At 60.6% G+C, this 12,329-nt stretch carries 8 protein-coding genes; 1 reads left to right on the top strand and 7 read right to left on the bottom strand.

Going from position 1 to position 12,329, the window contains the following annotated elements:
- Window positions 1–303 precede the first annotated feature (303 nt).
- The 7 genes from FGM15_12780 to FGM15_12750 all read right to left on the bottom strand — a co-directional run bounded on the left by FGM15_12780 (window position 304) and on the right by FGM15_12750 (window position 9,415).
- Window positions 304–1,707 carry an MFS transporter gene (locus FGM15_12780; GenBank protein ID MBU3666733.1) on the bottom strand — a complete coding sequence of 468 codons (1,404 nt, stop codon included), beginning with the start codon at window positions 1,705–1,707 and terminating at the stop codon, window positions 304–306.
- 158 nt (window positions 1,708–1,865) lie between these two features.
- The gene (locus FGM15_12775) at window positions 1,866–2,711 is read right to left on the bottom strand and encodes a hypothetical protein (GenBank protein MBU3666732.1); all 846 of its coding nucleotides are present in this window, start codon (window positions 2,709–2,711) and stop codon (window positions 1,866–1,868) included.
- Window positions 2,708–6,079 (bottom strand): hypothetical protein, encoded by a 3,372-nt coding sequence (locus FGM15_12770; GenBank protein ID MBU3666731.1) that lies wholly within the window; start codon window positions 6,077–6,079, stop codon window positions 2,708–2,710. Before FGM15_12770 ends, FGM15_12775 begins: the two co-directional genes overlap by 4 nt.
- 89 nt (window positions 6,080–6,168) lie before the next feature.
- Window positions 6,169–7,185, bottom strand: a complete 1,017-nt coding sequence (locus FGM15_12765; protein MBU3666730.1) for a prepilin-type N-terminal cleavage/methylation domain-containing protein — start codon at window positions 7,183–7,185, stop codon at window positions 6,169–6,171.
- Entirely contained in the window at window positions 7,128–7,610 is a 483-nt protein-coding gene (locus tag FGM15_12760) for a hypothetical protein (GenBank protein MBU3666729.1), read from the bottom strand. Before FGM15_12760 ends, FGM15_12765 begins: the two co-directional genes overlap by 58 nt.
- Before the next feature lie 5 nt (window positions 7,611–7,615).
- Complete coding sequence (locus FGM15_12755) at window positions 7,616–8,290, bottom strand: prepilin-type N-terminal cleavage/methylation domain-containing protein (GenBank protein MBU3666728.1); 675 nt, start codon at window positions 8,288–8,290, stop codon at window positions 7,616–7,618.
- An 84-nt stretch (window positions 8,291–8,374) separates the two neighbouring features.
- Window positions 8,375–9,415, bottom strand: coding sequence for a LacI family transcriptional regulator (locus FGM15_12750; GenBank protein MBU3666727.1), 1,041 nt, complete (start codon window positions 9,413–9,415; stop codon window positions 8,375–8,377).
- Window positions 9,416–9,544: 129 nt separating this feature from the next.
- Between FGM15_12750 and FGM15_12745 the strand changes: the two genes are divergently transcribed.
- The coding region (locus FGM15_12745) for a hypothetical protein (protein ID MBU3666726.1) at window positions 9,545–12,329 on the top strand (2,785 nt) is incomplete at its 3' end.

Below are 12,329 nucleotides of genomic sequence, written 5' to 3'. Positions count from 1 at the left end.
GACTAGAACCTATCCCGAAACCTCGCGGGGTGGCGCAGAGTCATGGCGGAGCGGATGGCAAGGCGCGAGCAGGGAGCGATGCCTCTGCGCATCGTGACTGGCGAAGCAACGCCGCCAGACGCCCCGCCATGACCCTGCCCGGGATGGTTGCGGCGCTTTCCGTCCGTGGCTGCGTCGCGCCGCCCGGGACTGTATCGCAGAGGATACAGCCACATCGCTTGCTCCTTGCCACAAACGAAAATTATACGCAACGCCACCACGCCAGGTTTTGGGATAGGTTCTAGTTGCAAACGGGCGTTGCTATTATTCCGTCGCGGGACCGGCGGCGTTGAGTTGTTCGCGGATTTCGAGGCAGCGCTTTTTGGTCAGCGGAAAAGCGAGCGTGAGAAGGAGCCCGATGAGGCCGAGTCCGGCGGGCACGAGGACATACATGATGCGCATGCGCTGGAGCACGTCGTCGGTGATGGATGCCTCCGTGACGTAACCGGCCCAGAGCAGCATGTAGCCGCTGAGAATCCCGATGGAAGAGGCGGCCATTTTCCCGATGAAAGCCGCCACCGCCCCATACATGCCTTCCCGCCGCAAGCCGGTGTTGAGCTCGTCGTAATCGCAGATGTCCGCCAGCACCGAGCCGTTCAGAATCAGGAAACACGTGAGGGCGAAACAATTGAAGGGGATCGCCGCAACCATCAGCCACGGCATCGCCGGCGTGTAGAGCACCCACGTGAGGAAGGAAGCCGCGATCAAAACAATCTGTGCGATGATCAAGGTTTCCTTTTTGCCGAGAGCCGAGGAAATCCGCCCGACCACCGGGATGAGGGCGAAGGAGAGCAGGGTGTTCAGGATGGTGCCGACGCCCGCGATGGTGGAGGCCAATTCCTTGCTGCCATCGCAGACGTAAAAAATCCCCAGGTAAAGCCCGAACGGCCCGACGATGGCCCCGCCGGTGAGGCTGAAGAGCCCGAGCAGAATGAAGATGATGAACGGCCGGTTGCGCAGGGTCATGCGGAAGCCGTCCCGCAACCCGATTTTCGGCTGCGATTCGATGGCCGTGGTCTCGCGGGAAAAGAAAGCCGGGCAGAGCGCGACGAGGATGAGCAGCGGCGTGAGGATCCACATGAGGTTGCGCATGCCGATGACCTCGGGCTTCACGCCCTCCACCGGCACGCCGGTGAAGAGCGGGAAAAGGGAGAACCGGTAGAGCCACCCGACGAGCAGGCCGCTGCAAGCGATGAAAAAGAAGCGCCACGACTGAACGCTGGTGCGCTCGTTGTAATACGGGCTGAGTTCGAATCCCAGGGCGTTGTAGGGAATGGAGTAGGCCGACCCGAGGATGAAGGTGAGCGTGCAGAAGACGGTGAACCAGACGAAGATGGCCATCTGGCTGAAATGGGTCGGCACGCTCCACATCATGGCCAGGCAGAGCGGCGTGATGATGCCCGCAAAAAACATCCACGGACGGCGACGGCCCCACCGCGTGCGCGTGTTGTCGGACAACGTTCCGAAAACCGGGTCGGTGATGGCATCCAATATGCGCGGGATGCTCATGGCCCATCCCAGCCACACCGGGCTCAACCCGAGCGCGATATTGAAGATCGGCAGGGCCATCACGGCGATGCTGTTGCCCACCGTGTTTTCGAAAAATCCGCCTGCCCCCCACCCGATCTTGGTTTTCAGGGGGACGCGTGTGTTTTGGGAATCACTCATGATGGCTGTCGCAGGAAAAAACGGGGAGTCGGCGGGTCAAGCGGGAGCACACCGGACCGTATCAAAGCGGCCAATCGGATAAAGGACGATTCAAGGGGGCGGCGCAGCCCTGGTGGCCCGGAGGAGTTCCGCATTCCATTCGGCAACACCGGCCACCACTAGGGCTTGGAAGGCGCGCGTCTTGCCGCCTTCATCTCCATGCTCCACTTCTCGAGGGCAGCCCTGAACTTTTCAGGAGGACGCAGAGGCTCGACATTGGCAGGAAAACTGTAGATCCAAGTTTGCTCTTGCGACTCATAGCGGACAGGCAGCTTCGTTTTGGGATCGAGGTAGAGGCGTATGGTTCCCGTCGGTTTCTCCGGCATGGTGGGCATCTGCGGCGCTGCACTTGTCGCGCCATTGGTTTTGGCGCTCTGCTGCTCCAGCGAATGGGCATATTGCTTGGCGAAAAGGTCCATCATCTGCTTGGCGGATTGTTCCTTTTTCGTCAGTGGACGATCGGCAGCGTTGACTTCAACGAGAAGCAACTGACGGCCCTTGTCCTCGACCATCCGCGGTTTGAGTCCCGACACCCAGGCAAGGTCGGGAAAGTCTGTCTCGCTGTAGTCGGAGGCGGTCGAGTCGCTCGGCAGCAGGCGCATGACGTTTCCCCCACCGTCGGAAGTTTTGAATTGCATGCCGTCAAGCACCCAGCGCTCCTCCTTGCTGCCGTCATCAAAAGCCACCACTTCCAGATAGACGTCCTTTTGTTTTTGCACGTAAACGCTTTTGGCCTTCACAGGTGGAGGCATGACCGTATCGCTCCCTTTTTGCTCGGGATTCTCCTGCGGCGCGGCACTCTGCGTCTGCGCCGGGTATCGGATATCAACCGTCCACGCCGCATTCATCGGTGCACGGAGGGGTTTTAGAGGCTCGACTTCCGCAGTTTGGGACATGGCGGCCTGCGGCAAGCAGAGCGCGAGGCTGCAGAACGCGATATCCAGGGGAAGGAGGGGCGTTTTCATTCCTGGATCATTTCATTGGATTGTTGGATGACTTCGGCGGTGAAGCGGTCGATGGCGACAGAGTTCCATATACGGCTTCCTCCATCGACAACGAAGTCAGCTCCGGTGGAGCCGCCGGGCCGCAGTTTTCCGCTCTGGGCGATGATATCGATGAGGAACACCCAGCTTCTTGTCGTGCCGGCATCTGCCAAGGCGCGCACGATAGCTTCACGGCTGGTCTTGATCGGACGATCCGCAGCCGCCAACTGCCCCGCCATGTCCTCGAGCGGGCCCTTGAAGTTGGTGCCGGAAACAAACCGTCCCACCAACTCCGACCGGTCGCGGAGGGGACCTTTGCTGGGATCCGTGGAGGCCGTCCAATCCGTGAGCTTCGATGCTGCGGCCGTGGCTTCTGAATCGCTGATGTTGGCGCCTGTGGCAAGTCCGGCTTCTTTAATCAAGGACGCTAGGACAGGTGCCTGCCGTGTGTTCAAATTGACCCGCCCTGCCACAATGCCATCATCCGGCCCTTCCGATACGGTGAATATATCCAGGAGGGCGCGGTCGCCACTTTCCGGGGACATGAAATCCAAGGATCGCCATGGGGTGTCGCGGAAGACATTGCCCAACTCCGCGACCGAGCGGAACGGCCGGTTTAGCACCACCGGACGGCTGGTGTTGTTGCCCGTGATCATCGGTAGTCCGACCGTGCCGGAACTATATTTGGAGTCCGCTCCCCGCAGAACTCCGTCGGGATCGGCGTAGCGCAGCGGCGAGCCGGAAAGATTCCATTGGAGATACCCGAGTTGGCCGCCATTCGCCGCTCCAACCCAGCCGGGAGCCGGCACCTGCCAACCCGGTGGCATACCGCCCAGAGCTACCGGAAAATTTCCCGAGCTGGGATTGGCCGTCTGGCCGGTGTGATAGCGGTAAGCCGTATCAGCCGACTCGGTGCCTTCGCCCATAGAATAAAGAGAACCCCATCGGCTGCTGCGTGGATCGGCCCGGTTGGCAACGCGCGATTGCTGGTGGACGAAGCGAAGATCATTGGCATAGCTGACATCCATTTTATCTATCGTCCACCATTGGCCACCCAGGTCCTCCTGATATTGCAGCTCCATGGATACCGGTCCTCCAAGTCCTATCATTAAGAGCAACCACCTTGGAGGTTGGGGTGGAACCCATCCCTTGTTAAGGAATGGGGCATAATAAGCGACAAATCCTAAAGCTCTCCGGTAGGCGGTCGTGTTGCCGCCGTGCAATGGATTCACCACAGCGCTCTCAGCAATATTGACCACCGTGTCCGGCAAACCCGGACTGACCAGTGCGGTCAAAGCCATGTCGGGGTTATTGGGCGAGCCGTTGGCATTGCTTCCAGGCGGGTAGCCTACCGCCGAGAGCGGGCGGGGCTCGCGGAAGCTGGCATCTCCCGTGCCCAAGTTGAAGGTGATGGCGGCGTTGGCGTTGCCGCTGTTGGCGCCTTCTCCTGCGGTGTAAGTGAACCGTTGGGAGCAATTCGGGCCGTTTGTGCGGGCGCTGAAGTCCGAGAAGTATCCTGCATTACCGCCGCCTTGGATCCCCGTGTTGTTGGAATTCCAAAGGTAGCCAGACTGGCCCCCGATGGGTGTGAAAGTATTGGCGACAACACGAAAGTTTGCCGGGACCGACCCGCCGGGTGTGGGTGAAGGTTGATGCGGATTCCACAACTCGGGATAAACCATCGTGACGTAGAGTTTCGCACGATTTGTTGGGGGAAGAAGCGGGTCGCCATCGGCACGAACACCGAAATTCGGCATCGTGCCCCTGTTGTAAGAAGTTTCATGCCCCCGATAGATGCGAGGCAGGTCCTCGATGCCATAGAAAGTGCGCCCGTTGAACTGGATGCGGGTCGGGTAACTGTCGGCGTCGGCTTGATCGATGATATTGGCGGCAATCTGCACGACCTGATCTTCGACGCGCCCATCATCGCCCCCCAGTCTGCTGCTCGGGAGAGCCGGTATATATGCAGCAGGGAAATCAGCACCGAACTGTTTGCCAAGAGAACCCACGCTGATGGCGGCCTTGAGAAGTTCGAAAAAGTCGGGATCGCGGGCGGCAGGAACCTCGCTGAGTCGGTAAATTTTCCCTGGATCTCCATGATTATATGTCCAGCGATTGTTGGACGCATCCCAAGTGAGACCGAAATAATCCAAGATCTTTGCAGTATCGCCGGCAGGAGCAGCGGGAGGAATTGGGGTGGAAACCAGCGACAGTCGCGAGAGCGGGAAGCGATTGGTGATGGCCAGCGAGCCGCCAACCTTGGTGGCGGCAAGCAGCGACGGATTGATGTTATTGTCTGCGTTTTTCGCGTCGTTTCCGCCGCCTGCGCTGTCTAGTTGCACCTTGGGACGTCCGGGATCAGGTTGGAAAGCTGGGGCGTTGATGTCGCGGCTGAAGGTGGTCAGGTATTGGAGCGCGGGAATGAGAGAGCCGCTGGCAGTGAAAGTGCCGGGGTAGGCTTTGGCATAGCGGATGAGGTCCTGGCGCGAGGCAAACATGCGATCGGAGTCGGCTCCCGCCGGCTTGAGATAAGCTGTTCTCCAGCCGGTGCGCTCGTAATAAGGTCCGCTGGCATCGGCGGCCGTCGATAAAAGAGAGAATCCGCCGGCGCCGCTCCCCCAGTTCCCGGTCAGTCGCCACTTCGGGGGCCATGCGTCCGCGTCCGCAAAGGCGCTGGCATTGATGCCGGGCAGCGCGCGCAAGTCCGCCCAGACCGCGGACCCCTTGCGCTGAGCCTCGGAAGAAAAGGTCGTGCCGCCGGTTCCCGGCGCAAAACCCGAGGCATTGATATTGAGCAGTCCTCCTATGTCATAAACATTGAAGGCAACGCGGCCAATGGTGTTGCTGGATGCGGCGACCGTGTAAGATCCGTCGCGGTTCACGTAAATCCAGCGGGGCGCGTTGTTGGTGTCAAAATTTGTTCCAGTCAGCATGGGAGCGGACCATCGGGACGGATTGACGCTGCGGCCGTCCGCCGCGGCTGTCGCGGTGGAATCATTCCCCGTGGAGTTGAAAATTTTCGCCCCCGTGAAGAATTGTCGTCCGCTTTGTTTGACGACATTGGCGAAGTTGGTGCCGCTGGCGAGGGCGGCGACTGCGGGAACCATGTTGATCGCGCTTTTGGGAGTGTAGATGGTTGTCCCGCCGGCAGCGGCGCTTGTCGATCCAGCGCGTATCTCCTCAAGAAGTTCGGCCTGCACGGCGCCGAGTGCGCCCTCGGCCAAGAGCCGCGCCGAAACCCCGCCCGCGCTGCTGTTCTCGACTTTGCGCACATTGGTCGCGGAGGAAAAGAATGCCACAATCAAAAAGGTCAAAAGAACGACCATGCTCAGCGTGATGACCAATGCCACGCCAGATTGCCTTGCGCGACGAAGCGGGGGATTCCCGGCGCACCGGGCAATAATGTGAGGACATCCTGCGTCCGTTGGGTGGGAAGTGTTCATGGCACAGCGAGGGTTCTCTGGTAGAAACGCAGGTTTTGCAGGAGGGGGCGGAAGGTCACTTTGGTGGTAAGATTGGTTTCCCATAAAGCCCGCGCGATTACTCCGTCCCCGGGCGTCCCGAGGGCATCGATCTGGCCGAGTTGTCCGGAGCTGGAGGCCAGCGCAAGCACATCCCGGCTCGCGCTTGCCATGGACACGATGAGTGCTTTGACGTAGCGGCCCGATGCCGGGGCGTTTTCCGGAGCGAAAGCCACCGCCATCCAACCGGAGCCGAGCGGGAGCCCGTTGAGGAAGCTCGTTGTTGCGAATGTTTGCGGAGAAATCATCGAATAGGCGGGCGGCACTTGGACGATGTCGCCGTTGTCCAGCAGATAGCTGATATGAAACCGCACGATGCCGCTGGCGAGGGGTTCCCAGTTGGCATCGGGTATGACGTTGCTCGGCGGAGACTGGGAAAGTTCCCTAAAAATATCCGACAGGCTGACGACTGCGGTTCCCGAAAAGGCAATGCGCCCGTCCCCGCGCATCAACAACCCCGTTGTGAACGAGGTCCCCGCGTTGGTTTGCGTCACATCGTTGACACCGTAACCCACCGCGGCGCCCCGGGGCCGGGGAGTGGATGAACCCTCCCGCACGCGGGAGAGGCAGAGAAAGCGGAGGTAGGAATTCGGCTCGTTGGCACTCCTCACCAAAGCGCTGGCGCCGCCGGTAAGCATCGCCGTGGCAAAATCTTCGGTCAGGCGGTCCATGGCTACGCGCACCTGATTGTCGGTGTCGCGATGCCGGTCTGCCAACCGGACGGCGGAGCTTGTGCTGGAGAGAATCTGCACGGTCAACACGAGCAACATGGCCATCACCGCGGCAGCCACCAACAGCTCGATCAGGCTGAAAGCATTCCGCGGGCCACGCGGCACGCGCGATTCGGCGGCAAGCAATCGGCAGTGGTCCCGATGGTTCATTGGGGACGATTGATGAAGAGCACCGCGTCCATGGAACCCTGATTTTTTGTCCATGCGTTGCTGATGCGCGTGGCCGAGGCGGGCCAGGCGACGGAAACCACGGCCCGACAGACGTTGGTAGTAGAGGTGGGGTTGTCCAGTCCGACATACACCGATCCCTCACGTTCGGTGCCGGATGCGCCAATCGTGCCGTCGCGAAAAAAACCCATGTTCGTAGAACCCGCCGCCACGGGCAGGTTCGTCAGCGGAGGCAGAAAATTCTGATTCGTCCCCACATTAAGCAATGAACGCGAGACTTGGTTGAGCACCTGAGCCGCACGGGCCTGTTGGGAGGCCTGTTTTTGGGCGCTCAGCCCGCTCGGAAGAAGTCCCACGACTGCGACCAAGGCAAAGGCGATGATCCCGAGCGAGATGGTGACCTCGATGAGCGAGAACCCACCGATACGACGCGGTTCTCTGCGGCAAAGGGATGGCGGCATCGATGTCATGGTCTTCGCGTTTCAATGGCGCCGGAAGCTCCGCGGTAAATCACGACCGCTCCGTTGTCGCGCACGATCGTCGTGCCCCTCGTCTGCGCCAACCCGACGGAGATTGAAGGTTTAAAAAAAACAGAACCGGCTTGCGGCACCGTCTCCCCTTGGGGAGAGACAATCACCACCGGCGCACTGGAAAAACTCTGCGGCCCGACACTGAAATTCACCTGGTTTGTCAAAGCCGTGACGAAATTGGAAACTCCGGAAGAAATCGATGCCGGCAACTCCGAGGCATCCACCATTTTCACCCCGGATATTTTCACGAGCCGGGTGAGCGGAGTGAGATTGTTGCCTGCTTGGTTTGTCGTTCCATCCTTGGAGGCAACGGCCCCGATGCGCAATTCACTGGTGCCAAGTGAATTGGTTGAATTCACGAAGCCCACATAAACATAGGTGCGCCGCGAAGCCGCCTCCGTCCGGGCCAACTCCAAGACCCCCTCCACATCAGCCACCGCCCGCCCCACCCCCTGGCTTCCAAGCAAAGAAGGCATGGCAGGAACCACAAACCCGGCCAAAATCGCGAGAATGGCCACCACCACCAAAAGCTCGATCAAGGTGAAACCTGAAGGCAATGAACTCGTCACCCGCCTCCTGCAACTCACATAGTTTGGGGAGGAATTTGCCATGAAGACAACAGCAACATGAAATAAAACGCTTCCCCCGCGAAAGGTCAAGGCATTGAGGGATCGCCGGCGAACCGGTCAGGACGGTCAGATTGCAGGAGCAGGTCCCGTGGTCTCGCCAAGGCGCAGGTGGCAAGGAAGAAGGATGCTGGACGGAGGCGCACTGAAGCCGCCCCGTATTCTCCCCAACAGAAGATGCACGGCCCTGGCAACCATTTCTTCGATAGGCTGGGCGATGGTGGTGAGGCGGCGCGGCAGCATTTCCGCGATTTGAATGCCATCGATCCCGATCACCGAAATATCTTCCGGAACCCGCAGTCCGGCCTCTCCCAGACCGCGAATGCACGCAATCGCCGTCATGTCATTGGTGCAGACAAGCGCACCCGGACGCTCATTGCGCTCGCTACGAGTGGCCCAGACACGCGCGTTTTCCCGAGCTTGATCAAGACTGCCGCCGCCGCGAACGTGCCACTCCGGCCGGATGCGCATTCCCAGTTCACCCGAAATCCGTGTTATAAGTTCGAAGAGGTTGGCGGCGTCGGGGCATTCGCTGGCGCAGTCCATCATGCCAACACTGCCATGTCCGAGGTCGCGCAGATGGAGAATGGCCTGCTGCAAACCATTGGAAATATCACACTCAACCCGGCAACAGGCCGTGGACGCGAGGCCCGCCCCGAGCAGCACCAAGGGCACAGCCGCCGCGGCCCTCGGGAAGTTTTGATCCGATTCCATGGCGGCGCTGGTGACGAGAATCGCCCCGTCGATAGAGCGGCCGGGAAGACCATCGAGGAGATGCGTATACCTCTGTTGGTGAAAATCGGTCTCCTCCACGGTGAGATCCAATCCTTCGAAGGAAAGACGGCGCCGGATCCCGCTCGCCAGTTCCGCGAAGAAGGGATTGGTCATTCGCGGCGCAGATGCCAGCACCAAGTCGAAATTCTTGCCGCGAAGACTGCGCGCCATCTTGTTCGGACGGAACCCCAGGCGGGCCGACGCATCGAATACGCGTTTGCGCGTCGCCTCGGAGGCCCAATTGTCCGGACGCTTGTTAAGAATCGAGGAAACTGTGCTCACCGCCACGCCGGATTCCCTGGCAACATCTTTCAACGTGATCCGTCGAGTTTTCATTAATAAAATTTTATTCGATATACGAGAATACTGCAACAAACATTCGGGAAATGTTTGACGGACCAAGCCGAAAAGGGAAAAAAGTAAATTTTCTCCCCGGCACGCCAAAAAAAACCAACGAATCTCACTTTGAGCACAACAACCGATCCCTTGCGTCCCACCGTTCTGCGGTGCAACACGCTTCGCAATCCTTCGGGCGTGGACGACGCGTGGCCCGAACTTTCTTGGGCATGGGAAGGAAATGGCAAGGCCATCCGGTGGAGATGCGCAGTCTCCGGCACGCGGCAGGCGTTGGAAAAAGGGAAATACGACGTGTGGGATTCCGGGTGGATGGAAATTCGCGAGGGGAAAGCCCTGCCCTGTTCCGTCCGCTACGCCGGGCCGGCTTTGGAAAGCCGGAAGGAATACCACTGGAAGATCCTGGTCGATGTGGCCGGCAGCGGGGAACGGGCGAGCGAAGCGGCCTTTTGGACGATGGGGCTTGCGGAGGGTGATTGGCAGGCGACTTGGGTGGGAAAAGATGCGGCCACCGAATACCCCGCCCACCCCTTCCTCGGTGCGCAGTGGATTTGGGATTCTTCGGGTGCTCCCGGAGAGCGGTGTTTTGAACGGAAGGTGCTGCTCGAAAAGGGGGGTGAATGTCGCGTCTGGGGTTTGGCCGACGATGCGGCGGAACTGGAGGTCGACGGCGTCCCGATCTGCCGGCTCGATCCGGCGCAGGCAAACTTCAATCTTTTCACCATCCCCAACGCCATCACCTTCGGTCCGCTGGAAGCGGGCGAGCATGTTTTCCGGATTCGGGCGACGAAGCGCCACGACCGGGATCCGCACGGCGGTGTCATAGCCTCTTTCGACCTGGCCGGCCGGCGCGTGGTGACCGACGCCGAATGGAAGGTTTTCTCCGGGGATGCGCAGACCGCAATCGGCGCGCACGTCGTGGGTCCCTTCGGTATCGAACCATGGCATCTGCAATCGCCGGCGGAGTATCCCAACCTCTCCGCGCGCTACCTGCGCAAAGAATTCACCGTCCCGGACGACGTGGAGCGGGCCGTCGTGTATTATTCCGGCCTGGGCCTGTCGCGGTTGTGGTTCAACGGTGTCGAGGCTTCCGACGACGAGCTTTCCCCCGCGGCCACCGATTACCATCGGCTCGCCTATTACCGCACCATCGATGTCACCGGACTCATCAAACCGGGGGCCAATGCCGTCGGCTGCGTGCTGGGCAACGGCAGGTATTTCGCCCCGCGCGTCCGGGTTCCCATTCCGATGGAGACCTACGGATGCCCGAAGCTGCTGCTCCAACTGGAACTGCACCGCAAAAATGGAACGATCGAGCGCATCGTGAGCGGTCCGGATTGGAGCCTCAACGACAAGGGAGCGATCGGCTGGAACAATGAATTCGACGGCGAGTGGTTCGACGCACGGTTGGACGATCCGGCATGGACCCGGCCGGGCTTCGATGCCTCGTCGTGGGAAAAAGCCCTGCCGGTGGGGGCGCCTCCCGGAGTCCTGCGCTCGCAGCCGATCAACCCGATCCGCGTGACCGCGCGCTTCGAGCCGGTGCGGAAGTGGAAAACGAAATTCGGCACGACCATGCTCGACTTCGGGCAAAATCTGGTGGGGAGATGCCGGGTCCGCCTGCGCGGACGCGCCGGCACGACCGTGCAAATCCGCCACGCGGAGGGTTTGGATTCCGACGACCTGCTCGCGCTCGACAACCTGCGTTCGGCTCTTTGCACCGATCATGTCACGCTTCGCGAAGGCGAGACGACGTATGCACCCTCCTTCACCTACCATGGATTCCGCTACGCGGAAGTCCGGGGCGCCGACGAGGTGGTGGAGGCGGTGGCGGAGTTCGTCCACGACGATGTGGGGACGACCGCCGGGTTCCGCTGCTCCGAGCCGCTGATCAACCGGATCGTCGAGGCCGCCGCGATGGGGATCCGCGGAAACTACCGCAGCTTCCCGTGCGACTGCCCGCAACGCGATGAGCGCATGGGCTGGCTGGGGGACCGCGCCATGGGCGCCTCGGGTGAAATGTTCCTCTTCGACGTGCAGGCTTTCTACAGGAAGTGGGCGCACGACATCATGCTCGCGCAGTCGGCGGACGGCTGCGTGCCCGACATCGCGCCTCCTTTCTGGCGCATGTATAACGACAATGTCACCTGGCCGACTTGCGTGGCCGCGATCCCGTATTATCTCCACATGCACTACGGCGACAGCCGGATCGTCGAGGAAGCATACCCGGCCATCTCGAAGTGGCTGCTGCGGATGGCGAAATACGTGACTCCCGAGGGCCTCGTCGGACGCGACATCTACGGCGATTGGTGCGTTCCGCCCGAGGAAGCCCACATCATCGTCTCGACCTCCCCGGACCGCCAAGCGGACAAGGCCCTGCTTTCCTCGGCTTACCTGGTGCGCAACATGGAAATTGCCGCCGAATTCGCCGATCTGCTCGGACGGAAGGAAGACGCGGCCGACTGGAGGGCGCGGCGCGCACGGATGATCGACGCGATCAACGCGCGTTTTCTCGATGCCACGAGCGGACGATACGGCAACGGAACCCAGACCTCGCAACTTTTGCCGCTGGCCTTCGGGATCGCGCCCAAGGAAAAGGCCAAAGATGTTTTCGACCGGCTCGTGGAGCGGGTCATGGTTGACGGGAGGCCGGAGATTGCGACCGGTCTCATTGGCATCCAATGGCTCTTCCGGACGCTCACAGCCCATGGTCGCGCCGATCTGGCCACCGCGCTGGCTCTTCGCGAGGACTATCCCTCGTGGGGACACATGATCAAACACGGCGCCACCACGATCTGGGAGCTGTGGAACGGCAACACGGCCGATCCCCTCATGAACTCCGGCAACCATGTCATGTTGCTCGGGGACTTTCTGCCGTGGATCTTCTGCGATGTCG

The organism is Chthoniobacterales bacterium (assembly GCA_018883245.1).
Lineage (GTDB): Bacteria > Verrucomicrobiota > Verrucomicrobiia > Chthoniobacterales > JACTMZ01 > JACTMZ01.
This window is presented reverse-complemented; position numbering and strand designations above follow the sequence as displayed.